The organism is Paraburkholderia sp. CNPSo 3076, assembly GCF_026343935.1.
Lineage (GTDB): Bacteria > Pseudomonadota > Gammaproteobacteria > Burkholderiales > Burkholderiaceae > Paraburkholderia > Paraburkholderia nodosa.
The window spans coordinates 188,890-214,951 of record NZ_JAPMAL010000016.1; the positions used below are offsets into that span (position 1 = coordinate 188,890).

The 26,062-nt window shown below is 67.0% G+C and carries 25 protein-coding genes and 2 pseudogenes; 4 read left to right on the forward strand and 23 right to left on the reverse strand.

The window, feature by feature from the left end:
* Positions 1–121 precede the first annotated feature (121 nt).
* From M3A49_RS19870 to M3A49_RS19900, 7 genes and pseudogenes are all read right to left on the reverse strand, one after another.
* On the reverse strand, positions 122–1,405 hold the full coding sequence (locus tag M3A49_RS19870) for a dicarboxylate/amino acid:cation symporter (RefSeq protein ID WP_028201798.1): 1,284 nt from the start codon (positions 1,403–1,405) through the stop codon (positions 122–124).
* Between the two features lie 300 nt (positions 1,406–1,705).
* Positions 1,706–2,587 (reverse strand): ABC transporter permease subunit, encoded by an 882-nt coding sequence (locus M3A49_RS19875; RefSeq protein ID WP_266230345.1) that lies wholly within the window; start codon positions 2,585–2,587, stop codon positions 1,706–1,708.
* Positions 2,584–3,399, reverse strand: a complete 816-nt coding sequence (locus tag M3A49_RS19880; protein ID WP_266230347.1) for a taurine ABC transporter ATP-binding protein — start codon at positions 3,397–3,399, stop codon at positions 2,584–2,586. Before M3A49_RS19880 ends, M3A49_RS19875 begins: the two co-directional genes overlap by 4 nt.
* A gap of 16 nt (positions 3,400–3,415) precedes the next feature.
* Positions 3,416–4,183 (reverse strand): annotated as a pseudogene (locus tag M3A49_RS19885) (ABC transporter substrate-binding protein); the annotation flags it as partial.
* A 354-nt stretch (positions 4,184–4,537) separates the two neighbouring features.
* Positions 4,538–5,527: a lipoyl synthase gene (gene lipA, locus M3A49_RS19890; RefSeq protein WP_266230348.1), complete on the reverse strand. Its 990-nt coding sequence runs from the start codon at positions 5,525–5,527 to the stop codon at positions 4,538–4,540.
* A gap of 178 nt (positions 5,528–5,705) precedes the next feature.
* Positions 5,706–6,455, reverse strand: a pseudogene (gene lipB, locus M3A49_RS19895) (lipoyl(octanoyl) transferase LipB); the annotation flags it as partial.
* Positions 6,456–6,564: 109 nt separating this feature from the next.
* The gene (locus M3A49_RS19900) at positions 6,565–6,891 is read right to left on the reverse strand and encodes a DUF2917 domain-containing protein (protein ID WP_028201793.1); all 327 of its coding nucleotides are present in this window, start codon (positions 6,889–6,891) and stop codon (positions 6,565–6,567) included.
* Positions 6,892–6,992: 101 nt separating this feature from the next.
* On the opposite strand from M3A49_RS19900, the gene M3A49_RS19905 reads away from it, so the two are divergent.
* The gene (locus M3A49_RS19905; protein WP_266230353.1) at positions 6,993–7,970 is read left to right on the forward strand and encodes a transcriptional regulator GcvA; all 978 of its coding nucleotides are present in this window, start codon (positions 6,993–6,995) and stop codon (positions 7,968–7,970) included.
* Between the two features lie 72 nt (positions 7,971–8,042).
* On the opposite strand, the gene M3A49_RS19910 is transcribed toward M3A49_RS19905, so the two are convergent.
* The 10 genes from M3A49_RS19910 to M3A49_RS19955 all read right to left on the reverse strand — a co-directional run bounded on the left by M3A49_RS19910 (position 8,043) and on the right by M3A49_RS19955 (position 17,251).
* Complete coding sequence (locus tag M3A49_RS19910) at positions 8,043–8,336, reverse strand: DUF493 family protein (protein WP_266230355.1); 294 nt, start codon at positions 8,334–8,336, stop codon at positions 8,043–8,045.
* On the reverse strand, positions 8,333–9,298 hold the full coding sequence (locus tag M3A49_RS19915; protein WP_266230356.1) for a D-amino acid aminotransferase: 966 nt from the start codon (positions 9,296–9,298) through the stop codon (positions 8,333–8,335). The genes M3A49_RS19910 and M3A49_RS19915 overlap by 4 nt, the downstream gene beginning before the upstream one ends.
* Positions 9,295–10,512, reverse strand: a complete 1,218-nt coding sequence (locus tag M3A49_RS19920; RefSeq protein WP_266230358.1) for a D-alanyl-D-alanine carboxypeptidase family protein — start codon at positions 10,510–10,512, stop codon at positions 9,295–9,297. Before M3A49_RS19920 ends, M3A49_RS19915 begins: the two co-directional genes overlap by 4 nt.
* 269 nt (positions 10,513–10,781) lie before the next feature.
* Positions 10,782–11,414, reverse strand: a complete 633-nt coding sequence (locus M3A49_RS19925; RefSeq protein WP_266230360.1) for an alpha/beta hydrolase — start codon at positions 11,412–11,414, stop codon at positions 10,782–10,784.
* Between the two features lie 47 nt (positions 11,415–11,461).
* Entirely contained in the window at positions 11,462–11,788 is a 327-nt protein-coding gene (locus tag M3A49_RS19930; RefSeq protein ID WP_069265095.1) for a (2Fe-2S) ferredoxin domain-containing protein, read from the reverse strand.
* A 163-nt stretch (positions 11,789–11,951) separates the two neighbouring features.
* Positions 11,952–13,322: a VanZ family protein gene (locus tag M3A49_RS19935; RefSeq protein WP_266230363.1), complete on the reverse strand. Its 1,371-nt coding sequence runs from the start codon at positions 13,320–13,322 to the stop codon at positions 11,952–11,954.
* A gap of 68 nt (positions 13,323–13,390) precedes the next feature.
* Positions 13,391–14,068: an ABC-type transport auxiliary lipoprotein family protein gene (locus M3A49_RS19940; RefSeq protein ID WP_266230365.1), complete on the reverse strand. Its 678-nt coding sequence runs from the start codon at positions 14,066–14,068 to the stop codon at positions 13,391–13,393.
* Positions 14,069–14,146: 78 nt separating this feature from the next.
* The gene (locus M3A49_RS19945) at positions 14,147–15,112 is read right to left on the reverse strand and encodes an MlaD family protein (protein ID WP_266230366.1); all 966 of its coding nucleotides are present in this window, start codon (positions 15,110–15,112) and stop codon (positions 14,147–14,149) included.
* A 73-nt stretch (positions 15,113–15,185) separates the two neighbouring features.
* Complete coding sequence (locus M3A49_RS19950; protein WP_375541678.1) at positions 15,186–16,067, reverse strand: ABC transporter ATP-binding protein; 882 nt, start codon at positions 16,065–16,067, stop codon at positions 15,186–15,188.
* 50 nt (positions 16,068–16,117) lie between these two features.
* Positions 16,118–17,251 (reverse strand): MlaE family ABC transporter permease, encoded by a 1,134-nt coding sequence (locus tag M3A49_RS19955; protein WP_266230367.1) that lies wholly within the window; start codon positions 17,249–17,251, stop codon positions 16,118–16,120.
* 341 nt (positions 17,252–17,592) lie between these two features.
* Between M3A49_RS19955 and M3A49_RS19960 the strand changes: the two genes are divergently transcribed.
* The 3 genes from M3A49_RS19960 to M3A49_RS19970 all read left to right on the forward strand — a co-directional run bounded on the left by M3A49_RS19960 (position 17,593) and on the right by M3A49_RS19970 (position 19,614).
* Positions 17,593–18,504 (forward strand): biotin--[acetyl-CoA-carboxylase] ligase, encoded by a 912-nt coding sequence (locus M3A49_RS19960; RefSeq protein WP_266230368.1) that lies wholly within the window; start codon positions 17,593–17,595, stop codon positions 18,502–18,504.
* Positions 18,501–19,301, forward strand: coding sequence for a type III pantothenate kinase (locus M3A49_RS19965; RefSeq protein ID WP_266230369.1), 801 nt, complete (start codon positions 18,501–18,503; stop codon positions 19,299–19,301). The genes M3A49_RS19960 and M3A49_RS19965 overlap by 4 nt, the downstream gene beginning before the upstream one ends.
* A 73-nt stretch (positions 19,302–19,374) precedes the next feature.
* Positions 19,375–19,614 carry a hypothetical protein gene (locus M3A49_RS19970; RefSeq protein ID WP_254352587.1) on the forward strand — a complete coding sequence of 80 codons (240 nt, stop codon included), beginning with the start codon at positions 19,375–19,377 and terminating at the stop codon, positions 19,612–19,614.
* A gap of 111 nt (positions 19,615–19,725) precedes the next feature.
* On the opposite strand, the gene rfaE2 is transcribed toward M3A49_RS19970, so the two are convergent.
* From rfaE2 to M3A49_RS20000, 6 genes are all read right to left on the reverse strand, one after another.
* Positions 19,726–20,217 (reverse strand): D-glycero-beta-D-manno-heptose 1-phosphate adenylyltransferase, encoded by a 492-nt coding sequence (gene rfaE2, locus M3A49_RS19975; protein WP_254352588.1) that lies wholly within the window; start codon positions 20,215–20,217, stop codon positions 19,726–19,728.
* A gap of 152 nt (positions 20,218–20,369) precedes the next feature.
* Positions 20,370–21,239 carry an acyl-ACP desaturase gene (locus tag M3A49_RS19980; protein WP_028201777.1) on the reverse strand — a complete coding sequence of 290 codons (870 nt, stop codon included), beginning with the start codon at positions 21,237–21,239 and terminating at the stop codon, positions 20,370–20,372.
* 485 nt (positions 21,240–21,724) lie between these two features.
* A complete protein-coding gene (locus M3A49_RS19985; protein WP_254352589.1) occupies positions 21,725–22,936 on the reverse strand; it encodes a patatin-like phospholipase family protein in 1,212 nt (403 codons plus the stop codon).
* A 113-nt stretch (positions 22,937–23,049) separates the two neighbouring features.
* A complete protein-coding gene (locus M3A49_RS19990; RefSeq protein WP_266230370.1) occupies positions 23,050–23,796 on the reverse strand; it encodes a PhaM family polyhydroxyalkanoate granule multifunctional regulatory protein in 747 nt (248 codons plus the stop codon).
* Between the two features lie 109 nt (positions 23,797–23,905).
* Positions 23,906–24,730, reverse strand: a complete 825-nt coding sequence (locus M3A49_RS19995) for an enoyl-CoA hydratase/isomerase family protein (RefSeq protein WP_266230371.1) — start codon at positions 24,728–24,730, stop codon at positions 23,906–23,908.
* A gap of 59 nt (positions 24,731–24,789) precedes the next feature.
* Positions 24,790–25,920: an ABC transporter substrate-binding protein gene (locus M3A49_RS20000; protein ID WP_266230479.1), complete on the reverse strand. Its 1,131-nt coding sequence runs from the start codon at positions 25,918–25,920 to the stop codon at positions 24,790–24,792.
* Positions 25,921–26,062: the final 142 nt, after the last annotated feature.

The following is a 26,062-nucleotide window of genomic DNA, read 5'->3' on the forward strand; positions in this document are numbered from 1 at the left end:
AACGGACGGCGCTCACGCAGGGGAAACGCTCGCGCCGCCCAGCGGCCATGGCCGCGCAACATCGAGGAACAAACATCGGCGGGCGGCGCGCCTCGCGGCTTGCGCGCCCGCCCAGCGCGGCTTACGCGCCTGCGCTTTCCTTCATTTCTTCGACCTCGCCGGAGAGCACGGCGCGCAGCTTGTTGCGGTCGAGCTCCTTCTCCCATGCCGAGACCACGACCGTCGCCACGCCGTTGCCGACGATGTTGGTCAGCGCGCGGCACTCGCTCATGAAGCGGTCGATGCCGAGGATCAGCACCATGCCCGAGAGCGGAATGGTGGGCACCACGGCGAGCGTGGCCGCCAGCGTGATGAAGCCCGCGCCGGTCACGCCGCTCGCGCCCTTCGAGGTGAGCATCGTCACCGCGAGCAGCGTGAGCTGCTGCGTCCACGTGAGGTCGGTGTTGGTCGCCTGGGCGATGAAAAGCACCGCCATCGTCATGTAGATGTTGGTGCCGTCGAGATTGAACGAGTAGCCGGTCGGCACGACGAGGCCCACGACCGAGCGCGAGCAGCCAAGGCGCTCGAGCTTCTGCATCAGTTGCGGCAGCGCCGATTCCGACGAGCTGGTGCCGAGCACGATCAGCAGCTCTTCCTTGATGTAGGAAACGAAGCGGATGATCGAGAAGCCCGTGAAGCGCGCGATCGCACCGAGCACGACGAGCACGAACACGATCGACGTGAGGTAGAACGTGCCGATGAGCTTGAGCATCGGGATCAGCGAGCCCACGCCGTACTTGCCGATGGTGAACGCCATCGCGCCGAACGCGCCGATCGGTGCGAGCTTCGTGACGATCTTCACGACGCCGAACAGCACGCCCGAGATGCTGTCGATGAACTCGGTCACCACGCGGCCGCGCTCGCCCAGTTGCGTGAGCACGGCGCCGAACAGCAGCGCGATCAGCAGGATCTGCAGGATCTCGCCCTGCGCGAACGCCGAAGTGATCGTGTCCGGAATGATGTGCATCAGGAAGTCGACGCTGCTCTGGCCATGCGCCTTTTCGGCGAAGCTGGCCACGGCCTTGGCGTCGAGCGAATGGACGTCGACGTTGAAGCCCGCGCCCGGCTTCAGCACGTGCGTGGCGATCAGGCCGAGCACGAGCGCGAAGGTCGAGACGATCTCGAAGTAGAGCAGCGCCTTGCCGCCCACGCGACCCACCTTCTTCATGTCCTCCATGCCGGCGATGCCGGTCACGACGGTACAGAAGATGATCGGCCCGATCACCATCTTGATGAGCTTGATGAAGGCGTCGCCGAACGGCTTCATGTCGATGCCGATCGCAGGCCAGTAATGGCCGAGGATCACGCCGATGACGATCGCCACGATCACCTGGAAATAGAGGACTTTGTGGAGAGGTTTCTTCACGGTGGTTCCTGCAAATGAGTTAAGCCAATGGCCGAACGAAGCGAGTTCGGGCCGCGACAGGTCGAAACTGGGGATCAGCGAAACCGGAGGATGGGATCGGACATCGGCTGTCTCCTTGATTCTTTTTTTGTCGCGGCCTGGGATGGCCGCGCGCTTCTATTTGCAAGGAGAATGCCAGCGAGCGCAGTCGCTCGCGCCATTGATTTATAAGGATTTTTATCCAGCGAACAAAAGCGCGAATCTGGTTTTCCAGAATCGCGCCCCATGATCGTTCGGATTTCCAGAAAGACGGGGGCCGCCTTAGCCGCGTCCCTTCCACGGCACGAGGCGCCGTTCGAGCGCACGCATGCCCAGATCGAAGCCCCACGCAATCAGCCCGATCAGGACGATGCCCATTACCACGACGTCGGTGCGCAGGAAGCTCGACGCGTTGAGCACCATCTGTCCCAGGCCCGCCGTGGCGGCGACCATCTCGGCGGCCACGAGCGTGGTCCAGCCAAAGCCGATGGCGATGCGCAGGCCCGTGAGGATTTCGGGCAGGGCGGCGGGCAGCACGACGAAGCGCACGATCTGCGCGAGGCTGCCGCCCAGCGACGCCGCCGCACGGATCTGCTCGAGGCTTGCGCTCTTCGCGCCGGCGCGCGCGGCCATCGCGATGGGCGCGAAGCAGGCGAGCCAGATCACGACGATCTTGGCCGTCTCGTCGATGCCGAACCAGATCACCACGAGCGGCAGATAGGCGAGCGGCGGCAACGGCCGGTAGAACTCGAGCGGCGGATCGAGCAGGCCGCGCGCGATGCGCGACACGCCCATCAGAATGCCGACGGGCACGGCCGTCACCACGGCCAGCAGGAACGCGCCGAACACGCGCAGCGCGCTCCAGAACAAATGCTCGGAGAGCGGCAGGCCGCCCTGGATGCGGCCGTGCAGCGCGTCGGTGAAGGCTTGCCAGACAGCATCGGGCGTCGGCAGGAAGAGCGGCGGCAGCCAGTGCAGATGCGTCGCGAGCCACCAGAGCAGCGCGAGCCCCGCCACCGAGGCCGCGCTCAGCGCAGCCGTGGGGCCTTCGCCGGGCATGCGCCAGACTTTGGAGCGCGCCGTTTGCGCTTCGCGCGCAGCGGATGCATTGACGCTGCGAGCCTTCAACGCGACTTCTCTCAACGATTCGTGCGGCACGCTCATACCGGCTCCTCGTGTACGTGTGCGTGTACGCCCGCGTCCGCATGCAGCAAATCCACCAGCCGCTCGCGCCACGCGATGAATTCCGGCGACGACTTCACGGCGCGCGCGTTACGCGTGGCGAGATACTGGCGCGCGAACGGCACCTCGTACTCGCGCTCGATGCGGCCCGGCCCCGGCGTCATGACGACGATGCGCGTCGCCAGAAAGAGCGCCTCCTCCACGCTGTGCGTGATGAAGAACACCGTCTTCTGCGTGCGCGCCCAGACGTCGAGCACGAGCGTCTGCACCTGCTCGCGCGTCATGGCGTCGAGGGCGCCCATCGGCTCGTCCATCAGCAGGATCTGCGGATCGCTCGCGAGCGCGCGCGCAATGCCCACGCGCTGCTGCATGCCGCCCGAGAGCGCATACACGCGTTCGCGCGCTTGGCGCTCCAGGCCCACGAGCGCGAGTTGCTCGCGCGCGATACGCTCGCGCTGCGCCTTCGGCACGCGCCGAAAGCGCAAGCCGAGCGCGACGTTATCCAGCACGTCGAGCCACGGCAGGAGCGCGTGCTTCTGGAACACCACGCCGCGCTCGGCGCCCGGCCCCTCCACGCGCGCGCCGTTCACGCACACCTCGCCAAGCGCTGGCTCGATGAAGCCCGCAATGCAGTTGAGCAACGTGGTCTTGCCACAGCCCGACGCGCCGAGCGCGACGACGAACTCGCCGCTCGCCACGTCGAGGTTCACGTTGGCGAGCGCGACGTTCGGCGCAGCGTCACGTCGCGCGCCTCCGTAGATGACGGCGAGATCGCGGATCGCGAGCGCGCTCATGCGTAGCTCCTGGCGTTCAATGCGCGGCGGCGCGCTGCACGTACTGCGGATCGACGCCTACCGAGTAGTCGGGCAGCACGTTCTGGATCGTCCCCTGCTCCTTGAGGAAGGTGGCCGTGGCGAGCAGCGACTGCGCCGCCCCCGACTGCGCGCCACCGCCCAGCCATGTCTTCGAGACCTGCTCGGCGGGCGTTGGGAACGCGTAAAGCGCGAGACTCGCGGGCACTTCGGCGGCATTCGCGCCCGACTCCTTCGCCACCGCCTGCACCTGCGGCGAAGCCGCGCTCCATGCCGTGCGATGCGCGCTGTAATCGGCGTCGGCGGCGGCCAGCACCTTCACGAACTTCGCGACGAAATCGCCGTTGTCTTTGGCGAACTTGCGGTCGACCACGAAGCCGTCGAAGGTCGCCTTGCCCGTGGCCTTCGCCACCTGGCCTGAAGTAATCAGCACCTTGCCGTTCTTCTTCACCTGCGCGAGCACGGGGTCCCAGATGTAGGTCGCGTCGATGTTGCCGCGCTGCCAGGCGGCCGCGACCTCGGGCGGACGCAGGTTGACGATCTTCACGTCGGCGGGATTCACGCCCGCGTTCTGCAGCGCGACGAGCGCGTGAAAGTGCGAGGTCGAGACATATGGCACGCCGATCGTCTTGCCCTTCAGACCCGCGATGCTCGTCACGCCCGAACCGTCGCGCGCGACGAGCGCTTCGGCGTCGTTGATGTTGTCGAGAATCCAGAACAGCGAGAGATCCACGCCCTGCGAGAGGCCCGCCGCGATCGGGCTCGCGTTTCGGCGTGCGCACGCGGCGCGCCGAACGCGCTGGCGAGGCAGGCGGCGGCGAATGCAACAACGGCGATGTGCGGGCGGCGTGCGAATGCAGGGATAGCGCGAGGGTTCATCGGGAGACTCCGGCGGAACGGCGTTCGAGTGAATGAAGGTTCCGACTATAGGGAGTCTGGCGGCGGGCGGTTCTAACTTATCCGCGTTAGCTAATGACGCTGCTGAAGCATTGCTTTTCGCGTTGAGGTGGATGGTGCTGGAATCGATGCGTGTGTCGCGCTGTTCGAGCGCGGCGCAAAGCAAAAAGCCCGCTTTTCAGCGGGCTTTTCGATTGCGTGCTTGCGAGAAGCGGGGAGTTGTTTAAACCACCCCTGCCCCATGCGCCTGCAGATCGGCGTGATAGCTCGAACGCACCATCGCGCCAACGGCCGCGTGCGTGAAGCCCATCTTGTACGCCTCTTCCTCGTACATCTTGAACGTGTCGGGATGCACGTACGAACGCACCGGCAGATGGTGCTCCGAGGGCTGCAGGTACTGGCCGATCGTCAGCATGTCGACGTCGTGCGCGCGCAAATCGCGCATCACCTGAAGAATTTCGTCTTCGGTTTCGCCGAGGCCCACCATCAGGCCCGACTTCGTCGCGACTTCGGGATGCAGTGCCTTGAAGTCCTTGAGCAGCTTGAGCGAGTGCGCGTAGTCCGAACCCGGGCGCGCTTCCTTGTAGAGGCGCGGCACCGTTTCGAGATTGTGGTTCATCACATCCGGCGGCGCGGCGTTGAGGATCTGCAGCGCGCGGTCGAGACGGCCGCGGAAGTCCGGCGTGAGAATCTCGATACGCGTTTCGGGCGACTGCTCGCGCACCTGGCGGATGCACTCCGTGAAGTGGCCGGCGCCGCCGTCGCGCAGGTCGTCGCGGTCCACGCTCGTGATCACGACGTACTTGAGCTTGAGCGCGCCGATGGTGCGCGCGAGGTTTGCCGGTTCATCCGGATCGAGCGGATCGGGGCGGCCGTGGCCGACGTCGCAGAACGGGCAGCGGCGCGTGCACTTGTCGCCCATGATCATGAACGTCGCGGTGCCTTTGCCGAAGCATTCGCCGATGTTCGGGCAGCTCGCTTCCTCGCAGACCGTGTGCAGGTTGTGCTCGCGCAGGATGTTCTTGATTTCGTAGAAGCGCGAGTTGCCCGTGGCCGCCTTCACGCGGATCCACTCGGGCTTCTTGAGCTTCTCGATGGGAATGACCTTGATCGGAATGCGCGAGGTCTTGGCCTGCGCCTTCTGTTTTGCGGTGGCGTCGTAGGGAACGGCGTCGGCGTTGGTGCCAGCGGGGTTCGCAGTGATGTCAGTCATGCTTTCGATCCAGTCAGGCCGCCGGTGCAACGCCAGCCTGCGGTTGCGGCGGTTGCCCGCCTGAGACGGCCGCTTCGGCCGGGTCCATCGCGGCCGCGTAAGCGGTCGCTTCCTTTTCAGCCGCCTCTGCGGCCGGGTTCATTCCGGCAGCTTCGGCTGAAGGGTCTGTGGCAGCCGCTTCGGCCGCCGCGAGAAGTGTTGCTGCGTGCGCCGCGAGATTCGCCTCGAGTCGCGCCGCCAGCGTGGCGGCGACGTCGCGCCAGCTCGCCTCGACACCCAGCGTGGCCATGTCGACGGTTTCGAGACCGGCGTATCCACACGGATTGATCGCGAGAAATGGGTTCAGATCCATTGACACGTTCAGGCTCACGCCGTGATAGCTGCAGCCGTTGCGGATCTTCAGCCCGAGGGCGGCGACTTTCGCGCCCGGGTGCGCGGCGCTTGCGCCGCTGGCGTCCTGCGGCACGTAAATGCCGGGCGCGCCGGCCTTTCGCTCGCCCGCGAGATTATACGCCGCCATTGTTTCGATCACGGCGTCCTCGATGAGCGTGACGAGCTCGCGCACCATCAGCTTCCTGCGCCGCAGGTCGAGCAGCAGGTAGGCCACCACCTGGCCCGGCCCGTGATACGTGATCTGCCCGCCGCGATCGATCTGTACGAGCGGGATGCCGCTGTTCGCTACGAGCAGGTGCTCGGGCTTGCCGGCCTGGCCGAGCGTGAAGACGGGCGGATGCTCGACGAGCCAGATTTCGTCGGGCGTCCTGGCGTCACGGGCGGCCGTGAACTCGCGCATGGCGTCGAAGCTCGTCTGATAAGCCTCGTTGCCGCGCCAGCGCACGACGATGGGCGAACTTGCCGTTTGGGACGCGGCCGCGGTTGTACCGGGGTCGGAAGGGATTGGCGAGGGTGAAACCGGGGTGGCGCACATGATTCCGGGAGTTTACCGAATTCGGGACGAGCGCGCCGGGCATGCTACGGATAACGGCGGCGGTGGGTTGTCTCCCATCGCCGCCGTCTTTCAATGACTGGCCGTCAGGTCAAACCGTGCGCCAGCCGTCGCCGATGTGAACGCCTGCGCGCTGTGCGGCGCGTGCGGCCAGGTCGACCACGCGCTCACTCAGGCGCGCCGGCGCCGCGAACCCCACCCACGCGGGGGCGCCGCCTTCCGCACCGATCCACAGGCGCTCGCCGCGCCGCAGCCGCAGCGTGTGGCCGGGCTCGAGCCAGTAGTCGGCGGTATCGTCGCTGCGCGTGACCCAGACGGTGCCGCACTTCACGGTCAGCCGCGTGCTGCGCGTGACGCGCACTGAGGCCGTTTGATCGGCCGCCACTTCAAACGTGATATCCGAAGAAATTTCTCTCATTTTCGACTCCGAATGACCTGCTTCGATAGCTACAATCGTAGACACCATAAGGGATCGAGCAAAACGATCAATTTTCACGGCTATGTGAGAAAAAATACGATATGGATCTGCGCCAGCTACCTGCGCTGAACGCGCTCAAGGCCTTCGAAGCCGCCGCCCGCCATGAAAGCTTCTCGCGCGCCGCCGACGAACTCTTCGTCACGCACGGCGCGGTGAGCCACCAGATCCGCGCGCTCGAAGCGGAGCTGGGCGTGGCGCTCTTCGCCCGCGACGGCAAACGCGTGCGCGTGACCGACACCGGCCGCCGCTACGCCGGCCAGGTGCGCGACGCGCTCAACCAGCTGGCGCACGCCACCCAGGAGATCCGCGCCGGCGACCGCGACCGGCGGCTCGTGGTTTCGATGCTGTCGTCGTTCGCGGCGCGCTGGGTCACGCCGCGCATCGGCCGCTTCATCGAGGCGCATCCGCAATGGGACGTCGAGCTGCAATCGACGAATTCGCTCACCGACTTCGCGCGCGACGATGTCGATGTCGCCATCCGCTTCGGCTACGGGCACTATCCGGGGCTGCACGCCGAACTGCTGCTCGACGAGATCTTCTTTCCCGCCTGCTCGCCCGATTTCAACGGCGGCAAGCTGCCCACCGACCCGCGCGAACTCGCGAAGCTGCCGCTCCTGCGCTCGGACGACGAACTCTGGCGGCCGTGGTTCGACGCCGCGGGCCTCCAGGACCTGCACGAACCGAAGCGCGGCGTGCTCTATCAGGACTCCTCGAACCTGCTGCAGGCTGCCATGGACGGCCAGGGCATCGCGCTCGTGCGCCGCTCGCTCGCCACGCACGAGATCACGCTCGGGCGTCTCGTGCGCCTCTTCAAGGACATCGACGGCCCCAGCCCGTGGCGCTACTACTTCATCTGCCCGCCGCAACGCATGCAGACCGCGCGCGTCCAGGCGTTCCGCGACTGGGTGTTCGACGAGGTCGCGCGCTTTCGGCGGCTCTACGAGGACGCCTGCGAAGCCGGTCCGCTGATGACGGCCGCCGCGGCGGCGCAACGCGCGCGCGTGGGCGACGCGCCTTGACGACCCGCCAGGCACCCGATGCAAAAAGGGCCGCACGTTGCGGCCCTTTTCGTTCGAACGCCTTCTGCTCGCTTACAGCACGATCTTTACCATCGGATGCCCGGTGAGGGCTCGATAGATGTCGTCGAGATGCGCCTGGCTCGTGGCGCGCACCGTCACAGTGAGGCCCGTGTAGTTGCCACCGCTCGAAGGACGCGTCTCGATGGTCGTGGCGTCGAAGCCGCCGTCGAATTCGCGCAGCACCGTCACGATGGTGTCCTGGAATTCCGGATGCGTCTTGCCCATCACCTTGATGGGGAAGTCGCAGGGGAATTCGATCAGCGATTCTTTCGCTGCGGGGTTGTTTGCCAGTTGTGTCACGTTCATTTCTCCACTTCCTGTAGCTCGGTGGCCGATGCGCGCAAAGCCTGCGCCTCGCGTTGCTTCGCGCGCTGGTACGCCGCATAGAGCGCGGCATAGACCGGGCCCGGCTTGCCGCCGCCTACCGGCTTGCCGTCGAGCGCGACGACCGCCAGCACTTCCTTCGTTGCCGAGGTCACGAGAATCTCGTCCGCCTCGCGCAGTTCGGCTTCGGCGATTTCGCGCGCTTCGAAGCGCACGCTGCATGCCTCGGCCAGCTCCTCGATCAGGCCATAACGAATGCCTTCGAGAATGCGGTTGCTGCGCGGCGGCGCAAAGAGCGCGCCGCCCTTCACGACCCACACGTTCGACGAAGACGCTTCGGTGAGCCAGCCGTCGCGCAGCTGGATCGTTTCGAACGCGTCGTTTTCCGCCGCGTGCTGCGCCATCAGCACGTTGCCGAGCAGCGAGGTCGATTTGATGTCGCAATTCAGCCAGCGCTTGTCTTCAGCCGTCACACAGCGCACGCCGTGCTCGCGCTGCGCAACACCTGGCAGCTTGAGCGGATTGACCATCGCGAACACGGTCGGCGTGGCCGCCGCCGGAAATGCGTGGCCGCGCGGCGCCACGCCGCGCGTCACCTGCACGTATAAGTTGGCGTGCGCATCGCGTGCGAGCGTGCCCGCGGCTTCGTTCGCCGCGATCAGACGCGCGAGGAGCGCGCGCCAGCCCGCTTCGTCGAACGGATTCGCAATGGCGACTTTCTCGAGCGAGCGCCTCAGACGCGCGAGATGCTGCGCGATGCGAAACGGCACGCGCACCGTGCCTTCACCATCAGCGAGCGCATAGACGGGCACGACTTCGTAGATGCCATCGCCGAAGATGAAGCCGCGGTCGAGCACGGGAATGCGCGCCTCGGAAAGCGGCGTCATTTCACCGTTGAGCCAGACGAGCGGCTCGCCCGCCTGCGTCGCTGAAGCGGGCGTCATGACTTCTTCTTGTTGACCATGAGCATGAGCGAATCCCACACGCGGCCGACGACACCGGCCTGCGGCACGGCTTCGAGCGCGACGAGCGGAACCTGCGCGAGCACCTTGCCGTCCGCGCCCACGAACTTCGCCGAGCCGACCTGCTGGCCAACCGCGAGCGGCGCGATCAGCGGGCTGTTGAGTTCGACCTGCGGCTTGGCCTTGTCGGCGGCGCCCTTGGGCAGCGTGACGAACTGATCCTTCTGCACGCCGACCTTCACGGCGTCGAGCGTGCCCTTGTAGATGCGCGGCGTCGCCACGGCCTGGTTCGCCTGATAGATGCGCGTGGTGTCGTACGCGCTATAGCCGTAGTTCAGCATCTTCAGGCTGTCCTGCACGCGATCGTGTTCCTTCTGCTCGCCCATCATCACCGAGACGAGACGGCGGTTGCCGCCGCCCGCGAGCGGACGCTTGGCCGACGCGATCAGGCAGTAGCCCGCGGCTTGCGTGTGGCCGGTCTTCAGGCCGTCGACCGTCGGGTCGATCCACAGCAGGCGGTTGCGGTTCGGCTGCTTGATGTTGTTGTACTTGAATTCCTTGACCGAGAAGATTTCGTAGTACTCGGGATAGTCGCGAATCAGGCGCGCGGAGAGCGTGGCGAGGTCGCCGGCCGTCGTGTAGTGATTCGGGTCGGGCATGCCGTTCACATCGGCGAAGTGCGTGTGCGTCATGCCGAGCTTCTGCGCTTCGGCGTTCATCATGTTGACGAAGTTCGCCTCGCTGCCGCCCACGAGTTCGGCCAGCGCGATGGCCGCGTCGTTACCCGACTGCACGATCATGCCGTAGACGAGATCGTGCACCGAGACCGGCTTGTTCGCTTCGATGAACATGCGCGACTCGTCGTTCCTCACGCGGCGCACGGCTTCGCTTGGCTCGATGACCTGATCCATCGAGATCTTCTTGCTCTGCAGCGCCTCGAACACGAGGTACGCGGTCATGAGCTTCGTGAGCGATGCGGGCTCGACGCGCTCATCGGCGTTGCCGGAGGCGAGCACCTGGTTCGCGGTGGCATCGACGAGCACCCACGAGCGCGCATTCACGCCAGGAGGCGGCACCTGCGCAAACGCGCTCGCGCTCGCCAGAAACGAGGCGGGCAACAGCGCTGCGAGCGTGACATTGCGAACGATGGAGGAAGGAACGAAAGAAGACGGTTGGCCAGAGGAGAGAAAACGCATAGGTTCAGGTCGGGCGGAATTGGGACGGGATGAACGTAGCGCGCCATGCGGCGCACGGTCGGGGAAAGCCGGAATGCGGGTGCCGTGCATGCGCCGGTCGCGGCGCAGCAAGCACAAAATTGGCGAACATTATACGCGTCACGTCGTGGCGAATTTTCGCGATGTCACACGTTTGCGCATACCTGTCGTGCATTTTTCACGCATTTCGCCCGGCATACGCGAGGTGACGAACGGCTTGCATCGGGCCCCGAAACAGCAGGCCCGACACATCAGCGCCACGCTTCGACGATGACGCGCTTCAGGATATGCAGCTTGCGGTGCAGGAAATGTTCTGCCCCCGGAATCACGACGATGGGCAATTCCTGCGGACGCGCCCATTCGTACACCGAGAGAATGGGCACGGTGTCGTCGAGTTCGCCGTGGATCACGAGCGTGTCGTCGCGCACGGGCGCGACTTCCCACCGGCTCGCGGCAGTCCCGACGAACACCATGCGCTCGATCGCGCCGCCCGCTTCGAGATAGCGCTTCGCGACGTGCGAGAGCACGAAGGTGCCGAACGAAAAGCCCGCGAGCACGAGCGGCACCTCGGCCTGGCCCGGTTGCGCGCGCATGTAAGCGATGAGTTCGAGCAGGTCGTCCTGTTCGCCGATGCCGTTGTCGTGCGTGCCCGCCGTTTCGCCCACGCCGCGAAAGTTCGAGCGATAGGTCGTGTAGCCGAGCTGCACGAGGGTGCGCGCGAGCGTTTGCGCGACCTTGTTGTCCATCGTGCCGCCAAAGAGCGGATGCGGATGCGCGACGAGCGCAATGCCGCGCGGCGTCGTGCCGGCGTCGGGCACGTCGAGCGCGCATTCGATCTTGCCGACGGGACCGTCGATCTGGAATTTTTGTGTCTGGGCGTTCATCGTGCGGCAGTCCTTACGGGTACTTTTGGGCCGAGCATCGGGGTCGATCAGCGATCGATCTTCAGGCGCTCGACCACCTGGCCGTTCTGCAGATGCGAGACGACGATTTCGTCGATGTCGCTCTCGTCGATGTACGTGTACCACGTGCCTTCCGGGTACACGACGACGGCCGGGCCCTCCTCGCAGCGGTCGAGACAGCCCGCCTTGTTGATGCGCACCTGGCCCGGGCCTGCGAGACCCAGCTGCTTCACGCGCTTCTTCGCGTACTCCTGCATGGCCTGTGCGTTGCAATTCGCGCAGCTCGGGCGGTCCGCGCCGGGGTCGCGCTGGTTCAGGCAGAAAAAGACGTGGTACTTGTAGAACGAATCGGTCATGGCGTGGGGCACCGGTGAGTGTCGTGCAGTGAGCGCAGGCTTGCTGAAAGCGTGTGGCCCGCCTTGGCGGCAATAGAATGCGTGGCGCGCGAGCGTGGCTGCGCGGCGATCCGGTCGATTATAACGAGCGCGGCGTGAACGCTCAGGCGAGCGCCGCGCGCCCTCACCGGTCGTGGCGAGCGCGCTTCGCGGCGCGGCGCGCGCGCCGCACGAGCCACGCGCGTTCGAGCGAGAACGCCGTCCACGCGAGCGCAGCCCAGGGCCACGTCCATGCGAGCCAGCGTGCGAGGCCGTTGAAGTGCAGGTAGCGGCCCTGCCGCCAGTCCGCGAGCACGACGTCGAAGTACGGGTTCACGGGCAACACGTTCACGAACACGAGTGCCACCGCGAGCGCGAGCGTCGCCGCCGCTGCGCGCACGGCGCGCGGCAGGCGCAAGGCGAGAAACGCGAGCAGCGTGCCCCACACGAGGCCCGCGAGCGCCCCCGGCGTTGCCCAGTCGAAGATGAGGCCGCTTTGCGACTGCAGAAAGGTCGCACCTACCTTGACGACGAGCGTCACCACGATCAGCGCGATGACGAGCCGCGCGCGCGGCGCCCGCGAGCGCATGGGGAGCGTCGCGAACGCCGCCGCGCCGAACAGGTTCAGCGTCGTGACGATCGCTTCCCAGCCGCTATCGGGCAGGCGCGCGGCGAGCATGTCGGGCAGCGAGCGCAGATGCCAGGCGGCGGGCGTCCAGGCGAGCACGGCGTCCTGCATCGAGCCGTCGAGGCGCTGCCAGAGCGCGCGCGCCCACTCGCCGAGGCCAAAGAGGCGCGGCGTGGGGTACATCGTCGCGAACGGCCAGAGCGCCGCGAGCACCATCAGCACGGCCGCGTCGCGCTCGAACCAGCGAAAGCGCAGGCGGCGCAGGAAGCCGCGCTCGAGCAGCGCGCCGGTGGCGGGCGCCGCCACGAGCGCGCCAAGCAACGCGCCGAGCGCATTCGAGGCGAGATCGAGATTGGACGCCACGCGCGTGGGCAGCCAGGTCTGCACGGCCTCCATGACGCCCGAGAGCAGCGTGCCCGCAATGGCGGCGAGCAGCACCGCGAGAAAACCACGCCAGCGCGGCCACGCGGCGAGCACGACGAGCGCGCCGAACGGCATATAGCCGAGCACGTTGGTGACGATGTCGAAAACCGTCCAGTAGCGCGGCCACGGATCGCCGAGATAGGCGAAGGGACTGAGGCCGAGCGAGCGCCAGCCGGTGAACGGATACCACGAGCCGTAGACGATCAGTGCGGTGTAAAGCGCGAGCGCCTGACGCGAGAGCGTCGAGGCCTGGCGCGGCAGCGGCTCGCGTGCGGCGGCTGGCGATGCCGATGATGCCGCGGGCGCGGGCGTGTCGCCGCCGGCGATCGCACCGCGTTCGTCGCCAGCGCCCTGGCCGCTGTTTTGACCACCGCTTTGGCCACCACTTTGGCCACCCTCGTCGCCGTCCATCCCGCGCCGCCCGCCTTGCGGGGCGCGCAGCCGGAGCCGTCCCGCTTCGATCATCCGCTATCCCGCCCTTGCCCCCAATGCCGCTCCGCGCACTGTTATCGCGCGACGCCTGTCCACGTCCCTCAAGGCGTGCCCGCGAACGACTGCGTGCTCAGCCACGCGCCCAGCTGATTGGCGAAATCGTCGCTGGCCGCCTGCAGCGCTCGCACACCGCCCGCGGCATCCGGCGTGGGCGCCGGTGCGCGCGTGGCGAACGAGCGCTGCGCCAGCACCTTGCCGCCCTGCATGAGCGTTGCGCGCGCAGCCAGCACACCCGCGCTTTGCGTCGGGCTCTCGAACACCTGCTCGAACTCATACAGTTCGACCTTGAGCATCGGCGCCTGCACGGCGTCGCCGCCCGCGAGCACCGTCGCGTGCGCGCCGAGCGACGTGCGCAGGTGTTCCGTGAGCAGCCGCGCGGGCGACATCGTCCAGCGGCTGTTCGCGTAGCGCGCCGTGCGCTGCGAGTCGAAATTCATCCGGTAGAGGATGCCGTCGTTATCGAGCGGCGGCGGCGCGCTCACCGCCAGCACCTTCAGCAGCGGCCTGGCACCCGGCACGCCAGGCACTGCCGGGCCGGCCTGCGCGCCCTGCGCTTCCTGCGACGACTGCAGCCCGAGGTCGTAGCGAGCCTCGTTGATCGAAGACGGACTGCCCGCGCAGGCGGCGAGGAGCGCACCGAGCGCGAGCGCCGCCAGCCAGGCCGAGCCGGCGGTTGCGGGGCATTGCATCGATCGTGGCAGGCGTGATGTGCGTGACATTGCGTTTCCTTCTCTGGCGCGCGGCGCATGCGCCGCGCGAAAGTACATCGAATAGTGTCGCTAAGGCGGTGGCGCGGCCTACTTCGTCCCTGCAGCCGACGGCCACGCAAAGCCCGGCTCGCCGGGCCCGGGCGCCGGCTGCGGCGCGCCGCCGAACAGCACGCTGCGCGGGCTCGTGCTGAAAGTGCCCGCCGCACGGTCCACGGAGCGCATGGCCGAGCGCACGTCGTCGGTGAGCGAGTCGACGCGTGGCAGCGTGTCGTAGCCCACGCGCGCCGACAGGTCCTGGATCGAGACGTCGATCGAGGTGAGCGCCGCGCCCGCCTGGGCCGCCGCCGTGCCGGCCTTGTTGAGGTTGGTCTGGAACGGGCCGTCCGGGCGGTTCATGCTCGTGATGAGCGTGTTGGTCGACTGCAGCGTGTGCTGCAGCTCCGTCACCGCGCCCGGCAGCTGCTTCGTCGCGGGCTGGAGCTGCTCAGCGAGCACGTTCACGCTGCTCGCGGCCTGCTGCAGGCTGTTCACGGCCTGCATCACCTGCTTGCGATTGTCTTCGGAGAGCATCTCGTCGATATCGCCGGCAATGTTGTCGAGTTTGCGCAGGAGCGCGTCGCCGCGGCGCTGGAGCTGGTCGAGCAAGCCCGGGCGCAGCGGCAGCTCGGCCACGTGCGCCGGGGAAGAATGCAGCGGCGAGAGGTCGATGCCGTTGTCGTCGAGCTGCACGAACGCGATGCCCGTCACGCCCTGCAGCGCGAGCGAGCCGAAGGTGGAGCGCGTCATCGGCGCCTTCTGGTCGACGAGAATGCGAATGCGGATCTGGCCCGGATGCTGGGTATCGAACTTGATCGACTGCACCTTGCCCACGTCGATACCGCGAAAACGCACCGCCGCGTCCGGATAGAGGCCCGTCACGCTCGAGCGCGAAATGAGGTCGTACGGCACGCGTACGGAGCGGTCGGCGCTGAAGAAGATGACGACAAGCGCGATCACGATGAGCAGGCCTATCGTGAACATGCCCGCCCAGAACGCATGCGGTTTGTTTTCCATCGTCAGATTCCTTCTTTGGCGGCCGCGGCGCGCCGGTTGAGCCGGTCAGGCCGGATAGAGGCGTGCACAGGCCCTACCACGGCTTGTACCCCACGGCTGCGGGAGCGAGCGCCGCCGGCGGCAGCTTCGCGCGCCGTTCGGGCGGCAGCGCCTGGAGCGCGCGGCGACCGCGCATGCCCAGAAAGTACTCGCGGATGAAGGGATGATCGACGCTCGCGGCCTCCTCCACGGGCGCCGCCACGAGCACCCGGCGCTCGGCCAGCACGGCCACGCGCGTGGAGAGCGCGACCATGGCGTCGAGGTCGTGCGTGACGAGCACCACGGTGAGCCCCAACGCCCGGTGCAGCGTGCTGATGAGGTCCACCACTTCGTCGGACGAGCGCGGGTCGAGCCCGGCCGTGGGCTCGTCGAGAAAGAGCAGCTCCGGCTCCAGCACGATCGCGCGCGCGAGGCCCACGCGCTTGATCATGCCGCCCGACAGCGCGGCCGGCATTTTCGAGGCGTGCTTGCAGGGCAGCCCGACCATTTCGAGCTTGAGCATCACGATGTCGCGCAGCAGGGCGGCCGGCACCTTGCCGAGCTCGCGCACGGGCTGGGCGATGTTGTCGAACACCGTGAGCGACGAGAACAGCGCGCCTTGCTGGAACAGCATGCCGGTGCGCGTGCGCATGAGGCGGGCGTGCTCGGGGTCGATGGTCGAAATGTTCTCGCCGAACATCTTGATGGAGCCCGAGGTCGGCTTCTCGAGCCCGAGGATCTGGCGCACGAGCGTGGTCTTGCCCGAGCCCGAGCCGCCCACCAGCGTGACGATCTCGCCGCGGCGAATTTCCAGGTTCAGATGCTGATGGACGACGTTGCGCCCGTAGCGCTTCGAGAGATTGTGGACCTCGATCACCGGCTCGCCGATGGTCGGCAGCGGCAGATCCTGCGCGACCTCCTTGAGCGGCGTGGTGATCGTGCCGGTCGTTTTCGTCTCGATCGTCGTAACCGTCGTGCCAGTCGTGCTCATGAAAGCCCCACGTTCTGGAACAGGATCGCGAATACGGCGTCGGCAAGGATCACGATCGTGATCGACGTGACGACCGACGTGGTCGTGCCCTCGCCCAGGCTCTGCGAATTCGCCTTGATGCGAAAGCCGAAGTGACAGCCCACGATCGCCACCAGCATGCCGAACGCCACTCCTTTGCCGAGGCCGATCCACACGTTGGCGATCGGCACGACGCTGGGCATCGAGCGCATGAACCACGAAATGTCGATGCCCAACACGATCTTCGCCGCGATCGCGCCGCCTAGCAACGCAATGATGTCGGTCCAGATCACGAGCAGCGGCATCGCGACGCCCAGCGCGATCACGCGCGGCAGGATGAGGCGCAGGCCGTGCGAGATGCCCATCACGCGCATGGCGTCGAGCTCTTCGGTCACGCGCATCACGCCGATCTGCGCCGTGATGGCCGAGCCCGAGCGCCCCGCCACGAGAATCGCCGAGAGCACGGGCCCGAGTTCGCGGATCACCGCGAGGCCAAGGATGTTGACGATGAACTGGTTCGCGCCGAAGAGGCGCAATTGCTGCGCCGAAAGGTATGACAGCACGATGCCGATCAGAAACGCCACGAGCGCCGTGATGGGCAGTGCGCGCGCGCCGGCGTTGTAGACGTTCGCCGAAATCTCGATCCAGGGCGTGACCTTGGGCTTGCGCAGGACGAGCAGCAGATCGAGGATCACGCGCCCGAACATGGCGATGCCACCGTACAGGTGGTCGAAGAACGAGAAGATCGCGAGGCCGAGCTGCGTGACCGGATCGACGCGCACGATGCGCTCCGCCGGCTCGCGCACGGAGTCGAGCAGCGCGATGCGCTCGAAGATGTCGCGCTGCGTTTGCGTGAGGTCGACGAGATCGGCCGGCAGCTTGTGGCCCCAGACGCGCCAGAGCGCCTGGCCGCCCACGTGGTCCATGCGCTCCACGCCCGAGAGGTCCCAAACGCCTACGCGCTCTTCGGCGATCTCGCGCAGACGGCGCGCGGCACCGCCCTGGTCGCGGTCGCGCGCGAGCGCGAGCGCTGTCCACTGGCCAGACAGGCGCACGGTCTTTCCGTGGGTGCCGGCCGAGACTTCAAGGCCGGGCGGCGTGTCTTGATTCAAGGGTAAGCACTCGACGGACGGGGTGAGCAAACATTGTAGCGAACGCGCCCCGTTTCGTCGGTCCGAAAGCGCACGGCCGGCGCTCAGACCCGAGGCGAACTGTGGGCAACTCTCTGGATAACTTGTGGACTGCCTGTGGGTGACCTGTGAATTGCCTAAAGAGTAAGCAAATTGCGCGGCAATCGGCGGTGCGATTGTCACCTTCGGGCACCCTCGACCCTGTGGACGATTCCGTGGATAACCTGTGGGCCGCCTGTGGGTGGCATGTGGATTGCCCACATTTCGGGTCGAAACCAGCGTTGCGGACTGCTGCCCGCGCCCCAGCCACTACAATATGAGACATGAATGCGACGCCCCCCACCCCCGAGATTCCGAGCGTCGGCGACTGGCGCATCGACCGCAACCGCGCGATCACGCTGTTCGGCCCGGCCGCGCACGACTGGCCCATCGAGATCGTCGAGGAAACCGGCTCGACCAACGCCGACCTCATGGCGCGCCTCAAGGCGCTGCCGCAAAAGCACGACGCGCTCGCGCGCCCGATCGTGCGCGTGGCCTATCTGCAGACGGCCGGCCGGGGCCGGCGCGGCCGCACCTGGGTCGCGCAGCCCGGCGATGCGCTGCTGTTCTCGATCGGCTGCGTGCTGCCGCGCCCGATCGAAGGGCTTGCGGGCTTGAGCCTCGCCATCGGCTCGGCATTGGTGGACGGCCTGCGCACGCTGCCCGTGACCGCGCCCGGACAGATTGCGCTCAAGTGGCCCAATGACGTGCTGCTCGAAGGCGACAAGCTGGTGGGCATCCTCGTCGAGACAGCCTGGGCCACCGCCGACGCCACGGCGGTCGTGATCGGCATCGGCACGAACGTGCGCGGCGAAGATGCGCTCGCCGCCAAAGTCGAGGCGCTCAACGCCGCCGGCGGCAGCGCGGCGATCGTGCCCGGCACGACGCCCACGGCGCTTTCGCGCGCGTGGCCGAACGCCAACCTCACCGACACGCTCGCCGCCGAGTTGAACGCACTCGAAGCGGCACTGCAACGCTTCGGCACGGCGGGCTTCGCGCCCTTCCAGGCGCGCTGGAACGCGTGCCACGCGTACGCGGGCCGTGAGGTCGCGATCTACGAGCAAGGCAAGGAGTTGCTGCGCGGCACGGCGGCAGGCGTGGACGAGCGCGGCCAGTTACTCGTCGATACGCCGAACGGGCGCGAGACCGTCACGGCCGGCGACGTGTCGCTGCGGCTCGCGGACAGCGGCGCATGAGCCGCGGCCCTTTCCTCCTGATCGACGCAGGCAACAGCCGGATCAAATGGGCGCTCGTCGCGCCCGACGGGTCGCGCCTGCATGCGGGAACGATGGATCATGTGCGCGACGGCGGTGCGCAATCCACGCCCGCCGCCGGTGAAGCCGGAAGCGAACAATGGGCTACCCTGCCGCGGCCCGCCGGCGCGTGGATCTCGAACGTCGCGGGCGCAGGAGTCGGCGAACGCCTCGACGCGCTGGTGGAGGCGCACTGGCCCGGTCTGTCGAGCACCGTGGTGCGGGCCTGCGCGCAACAGTGCGGCGTGACGAACAGCTATGCCACGCCCGATGCGCTCGGCAGCGACCGCTGGGCCGGCATGATCGGCGCGCACGCCGCGTATCCGGACGAGCCGCTCCTGATCGCGACCTTTGGCACCGCCACCACGCTCGAAGCACTGCGCGCCGACGGCACGTTCGTTGGCGGCATGATCGCGCCGGGCTTCACGCTCATGATGCGCTCGCTCGGCGAGCACACCGCGCAACTGCCCGTGGTCGCCGGCGGCATGGCGAATGCTGCCCACCCGGGCATTGCCTTCGCCACCGACACGCGAAGCTCGATCTCGGCGGGCTGTGCGCTCGCGCAGGCCGCGCTCATCGAGCGCGCCTGGGCCGATCTGCAGGATGCGTGGAGAATGCCGGTGCGTCTCGTGGTGAGCGGCGGCGCGGCGGCCGAAGTGACAGCGGCGCTCAAGGTGCCGCATACTCGCCACGATGCACTGGTGCTGTCGGGCCTGGCGCTCATCGCGGCACAGTCCTGAGGCGCGGGCGACCCACGCACTGCCAACATCTGGCCCTGAAACTGAACGAACGATTTCGAAGGAGCTTCACACGATGCTGCGCTGGCTGATCGCCATTCTGATTCTCGCCAACGGGCTGGCCTTTGCGGCCATTGGCGGCGTGTTTGGCCCGACACCCTCGTCGGGTACGCGCGAAACCCAGCACCTGAACCGGCAGATCCACCCCGAGCGGCTCGTGGTGAAGGCGATCCGGCCCTCCGAATCGGCAGACGTGCCGACCGTCGGCGGCCCCGTAGCGGACCCGGCGGTACGGGCGTCGACCCTCACGCAGTAATCGGCGCTTCAAACGCAACCGGCCGGAGATCGGGCGCGCCCAAGCGTTGGGCGGCCCGGCCTCCGGCCGGTTCTGCATCGTCCGCCACACGGGGCGGACGTAGGTCGAAACTTACTTCGATCCTTCCTGCGCGCGCACTTTCTGCAGCAGCTTTGTCGTGGAGCGGTCGTGCTCGAAGGCGATCGCGAGCGCGCGCCCGCCCCAGCCGCGCACCAGCGCCGACTCGGGCAGCGCGTCCATGTCGTAGTCGCCGCCCTTCACGAGAATGTCCGGACGCACGGCCCCGATCAGTTCGACGGGCGTTTGCTCGCCGAACTGAACGACCCAGTCCACGCTCTCCAGCGCCGCCAGCAGCGCCATGCGGTCGTTCTCGTTGTTGATGGGGCGGTCGTCGCCCTTGCCGAGCCTCTTCACCGAAGCGTCGCTATTCACGCCGACGATCAGCGTGGCGCCCAGCGCCTTCGCATCGGCGAGATAGGTGACGTGTCCGCGGTGCAGGATGTCGAAGACGCCATTGGTGAACACCACAGGGCCGGGCAGCGAGGCGCGCAGTTGCGCGAGCGCCTCGCGGGTCGTGATCTTGCGTTCGAAGGAAGCGGGCATGGAATGAGGCTCGGATAAAAAATGGGCGCGGATCGAATCGAGCAAGTCATCGACAAACGCGCCAATGAAAACGGCCCGTCACGCGAGGAGCGCTTCGGGCCGTCCCGGTCGCGGCGCGCCACGAAGACGCGCACGCGAGATGTCCCGGCGCGTCAGGCCGGCTGTTGCGTGCCTTGCTCGGCCTGCAGGCGCTGCACCACTTCCTTGCGATAGCGGTTCAGTTCCTGTGCCGTGGTGAACGTGCGCTCGAACAGGATCGAGAGGTTGTGCAGAATGCGCTCGATCACCTTCTTTTCCCAGCCGTCGTCGAAGCGGATCTGCTCGTCGAGCCAGCGCTCGAGCCACTCCGGGTCGGGCAGGCGCGACTGCACGGTGTCGCGCGGGAACAGCGCCTGGTTCACGTGCAGGTTCGTTGGGTGCAGCGGCTTTTCGGTGCGGCGCGCCGAAGCCATCAGCACGCCGATCTTCGCAAACGCCGCGCGCGCGACGTCGCCGAAATTGTTGAGCGCCTTCTTCATGTAACGCAGATAAGCGCCGCCGTGGCGCGCTTCGTCGCGCGAAATCGTTTCGTAGATGGCCTTGATGACCGGCTCCGTGTGCCATTCGGCGGCACGGCGATACCAGTGGTTCAGGCGGATTTCGCCGCAGAAGTGCAGCATGAGCGTTTCGAGCGGCGGCGCCGGATCGAACTCGAAGCGCACGGCGTGCAGCTCTTCTTCGGTCGGCACCATTTCCGGCTTGAAGCGGCGCAGGTATTCCATGAGCACGAGCGAATGCTTTTGCTCCTCGAAGAACCACACGCTCATGAACGCCGAAAAGTCGCTGTCGTGGTGGTTGTCGCGCAGGAACATTTCCGTGGCCGGCAGCGCCGACCATTCGGTGATCGCGTTCATCTTGATGGTCGCGGCCTGCTCATCGGTAAGGAGCGACGCATCGAACTTGTCCCAGGGAATGTCCTTTTCCATGTCCCATCGGACCGATTCGAGCGATTTGTAAAGTTCCGGATAAAGCATCGTGTTCATAGTCCCGCCCCTGATCTGCGCAAAACGCGCGCATGACGAATTCGTAGCGTGCCGCGTGCCGCATACAACGCGGCCGCGCAGGCAAAAAGCATTTAATTTTACGCGGTATCCGGCCCTCTGGACGCAATCGCAGACCGGCGAACGCAACACGCGTTGCCCCACGACAATCCAGCTAACCGGAATGAAGGCGCCGTCGTGGATTCTGGGTAGCTGCTCCGTTCCTTGAACCCGGCCGCCTGATACCGCTGATCACCACCGATACCCGCGAGGCGTGCGAGCCATCGCCGCGGGCCTATGCGACACAATGTCGCACTCTAGCGCCCTACGTTCGACGTCCTTTGGACACACCTTGCTGGCTGATTTTCCAATGGGCAAACATCCCGCCCGTCAAGGCCGTGGAACCCGCGCGGCGAAGCGCCGCAACGCCGCCCGCAACTCCCACAAATAACCAGAAAAACCTTACACAATAATAGCATGCCGGTGTTTCAGTTCCGCCACGCCCCAAAATCGTTGATCGCGCCGTCTGTCGGAGCTTTGAGCCAACTCAAAAGAACATCACTTTGCGCGAGCGTGTCGCGGTAACCCAGCTCGATCAATTCACGCGTGAATTCACGCTCGAAAAGCAAATAGCTCGCAAACGCCGCACCCGAAGCGCGGTTGCCGCCCATCGCACCCAGCAGCATGCGCACGGAGCGCGGCAACTGCTGCAAATGGCGCGCGGCGATCAGCTCGATCCGCTCGCTCGGCGCGATCGCGAGCACCTCGACTTGCCGCCAGCCGCTTTCCGGCTCCACCGTATGCGGCAGTTGCAGCACCATGCGGTTCACGTGCTCGATGCGCTCGATATCGGCGCCGAGGGAGTCGAGGAACACGCTCGCGAGCACCTGCTGGCCGATCTGCGCGAGCGTCGGATAGCGGTCGATGTCGGGGCGCGCCGCCGGCACTTCCGGCGTGGGCGTGGGCGCAGCCGCGCCCAACACGACGATGCGCTGCGCGCCGAAGTGGATGGCCGGCGAGAGCGGCGCGATCTGTCGGACCGAGCCGTCGCCGAAGTATTCGTGACGGCCGTCGAGTTCGAGACGCACGGCCGGGAACACAAATGGAATCGCCGCCGAGGCGAGCAGATGCGCGGGTGTGAGCGCGACCATGCGCGCGGTGCGTTGCGCGCGCCGCCACGCGGTAATCGGCTCGCACGCCTGATAGAACGTGACGTGCCGCCCCGACGAATAGCTGAGCGCCGTGACGGCGAGCGCGTAGAGCAGCCGTTCGTCGAGCATCTGCTCGATGCGATGGAAATTGAGCGCGTGCGGGAGCATCCGTGCGAGCGGCGTGCTGTCGAACAAGGTGCGTGGCGCGGCGCGCGCGCCCACGCTCGACGCAGCCCAGCCGAATGCGAGCGCGGCGAGCCAGCGCGCGCCCGCGGCGGCGACGCCGGGCCAGTCGGTGCGATAGATCTGGCTTGCGCGCATGTCCGACCAGACATCGACGAGGCGCGCCGCGCCGTGCGCGAACTGGTCGGCGTGGCTCGCGATCGAGGTGGCGTTGATTGCGCCCGCCGAGGTGCCGCAGATCACCGTGAAGGGCATGGCGCGCCGCGCCGGCTCGGCCTGTCCGGCCAGCTCGGCAAGCGCGCGCAAGGCGCCGGCCTGGTAGGCCGCCCGCGCGCCGCCGCCCATCATCACGAGCGCTAGCCGCATGATGCCGACGCTCCCCGTCGTGGTTTCGCTTTTGCCCCGCAGTTGGCCTTCTGTTGCCCTTCTGCTGCGTCCCGCGGAGCGCTTCTTCGTGACGTGACGTCACGCGGTGCGCCTTATTCCGGCTGCGTCGGCGCCTTTTTCGCGCCGCGCGGCGCGCTGCGGCCCGCGCCGCCGTTGTTGCCATTGCCGCCGCCAGCATTGCTGCTCCGCCGGGCGGTGGTGCTGCGTTTCGCCGTGGCGGCTTCGGTCTTCGCCTGCGCCTCGCTCACCGCTTCGGCGGCCGCTTGCGCGGCCTGCGCCGCGGCGGCGGGCTGCGCCATCGCGAATTGCGCGAGCTGGTTGAACTGCGCCTGCACGAGATTCCACCACGAACCCGCGTCGAAGCCCGGCTGCGCGGCTGCGGCGCCCTCGGGCGCAGCGCCTGCGTTCGCGGCCTCCGGCTCGGCGGCCCGCTCGCGCGCGGCGCCCGCTCTCGGCGCTTCGGATTCGGCGTGCGTCGGGGTCATCTGCGCCTGCGCGAACGCGCCGAACGCACGCAGCGTGGAAAGCGTGGCGCGCTGCACTTCGAGCGCCTGGATGGCGGACTGCAACATGCCGAGATTGAGCTTGAGCCACTGCTCGACGGCGCGCAGATCGGTGATGCGCTTGTCCAGCTCCTCGATGTTGGTGAGCGGCGTCATCATGTCGGACATCATCGAAAGCGGCGGCCCAAAGGCTTGCGCCACGCCCGGCTCGCCGCCCGGAAACGCGCCGCCGAACGGCGTGAGGCGCATCATCCCCCACATCTGGTCGAGCATTTCGGCGGGCGGAAAGCCTGGAAAGCCCGGGAACGGCGGCATGGTGCCTGCTGAGTCGGTCATGCGGTACTCCCTCGCATAGATAGGTGGTCAAATGCGCGCGCTTGGGCGGCACGAAACGATCTCTCCGATGATAGCGCGCGTAAAAGCAGAAATCGGCAGAAAGCGCGCATCAGAATGGATCGCCGCCCGGAAACTCCGGCGCGCGCCGCTCGCGCAGCGACTGCACGCCCTCGCGCACGTCGGGTCCCGCAAAGCCCATGAATTCGAGCGCAAGCGACGTGTCGAAGGTCGGCCCCGCCATGCGCAGCCAGTTGTTGAGCGCGTACTTGGTCCAGCGCACCGCGGTTTGCGAACCGTTGGCGAGGCGCTTCGCCACTTCGAACGCCTTCGGCAGCAGGTCGTTCTCGTCCACGGCGAGCGAGACGAGGCCGATGCGCTCCGCCTCCTCGCCGCTCACCGGCTCGCACAGCAGCAGGTAGTACTTCGCCTTCGCCATGCCGCACAACAGCGGCCACACGATCGCCGCGTGGTCGCCCGCCGCGACGCCCAGGCGCGTATGGCCGTCGATGATGCGCGCCGTTTTCGTGGCAATGGAAATGTCGGCCAGCAGTCCCGCGACGAGCCCCGCGCCCACCGCCGGACCGTGCATGGCCGAGACGATCGGCTTGCCGCAGTTGATCACGTTGTAGACGAGGTCGCGCGCCTCGCGCCACACGCGCGCGCGCACGTCGAAATGCGTGGCCATGTCCTCGACGAGCCTCAAGTCGCCGCCCGCCGAAAAGCCCTTGCCCTCGCCGCGAATCACGGCGACGCGCGCGTCGGGATCGCGGTCCACGTCGCGCCAGATCTCGGCGAGTTCGCGGTGCATGTTGGCGTCGGCGGTCGCGAGGCCACTCTTGTTCGCGCCCTCGCCGCTCATCACGATCTCGACGATGCCGTGCTCGTGCCGCCGCACGCGCAGAGCGTGATAGCGGGCGTAAAAAGGATCGTTCATGGGCGGACCTCCTTTACTTCGGATTGCTGATTACGTGAAAGCGCTGGCAGCGCGGCTCATCAATGCGGCTGATACACCCACTTGCCATCGCGGATCTCGACCATCACGCGCGCTCGCGCGTCGAGGCCGAGGTGATCGGTGGCGCTCATGTTGACGACGCCATTGGTGTCATGCTGCCCGTGCGTCGCCTCGAGTGCGTCGCGCAGCGCGTGGCGAAACGCGGGCGTGCCGGGCGCAGCCGACTTGAGCGCAACGGGTATCGCGTTCTGCAGCAAGAGCCCCGCGTCCCACGTGTACGCGCCGAACGCCGACACGGTGCCGGCGCCGTTGCGTGCTTCATAACGCGAAATATAGTCGAGCGCGAGGCGCCGGCCGGGCTGGTCCTCGGGCAGTTGCGCGGCCACGAGCACCGGGCTTGCGGGCAGGAAGGTGCCGTTGCAGTCGGCGCCGCACACGCGCATGAAGTCGCGGTTGCCCACGCCGTGGTTGTGATAGACGACGCCCTTGTAGCCGCGCTCCTTGAGCGCCTTGGGCGGCAGCGCCGCGGGCGTGCCGGCCGCGCCCACCACAACGGCATCGGGATGCGCCGCGACGATCTTGAGCACCTGCCCCGTCACGCCCGGATCCGTGCGATTGAAGCGCTCGTTCGCGACGAGCTTGATGTCGTGCCGCTGCGCGGCCTTCGCGATCTCGGCATAGAACGTCTCGCCGAGCGCGTCGGCCTGGCCGATATAGGCGAGCGTCTTCACGTTGTGGGCGGCTGCGTGCTCCATGATCGCGCCGGCCATCATCGCGTCCGTTTGCGGCGTCTTGAACATCCAGTGGCGTTTGTCGTCGACGGGCTCGATGATCTTCGCCGACGAAGCGAGCGAAATGGTGGGCGTCTCCCCCTGCGCGATCACGTCGAGCATCGCGAGCGAGTTGGGTGTGATCGACGAGCCGATGATCGCGTCGACATGCTGTTCGTCGATGAGCTTCTTCGTGTCCTGCACGGCCTGGGTCGTGTCCGAGGCGTCGTCGAGCACGATGTACTGGACTTTCTGGCCTGCGATCTCGGTGGGGAACATCGCGGCGGTGTCGCGCGCGGGAATGCCGAGCGAGGCGGCCGGACCCGTGAGCGAAAGCACGAGGCCGATCTTGACCTGCGCGAGCGCAAGCGTGGGCGCACAGATACTGAAAAGCGAGGCGATGCGTACAGCAAGACGGCTGGGGCGAGAAGCGTTCACGGTGTCTCCTTGTCGTTTTACGTTCGGATGCTGCGTGCTTCTACGGCTCGTACCTTGACTGGTCTGCCCGATGCCCTCGCAGAAAACGGGCGTTCGCCAGTGTAGC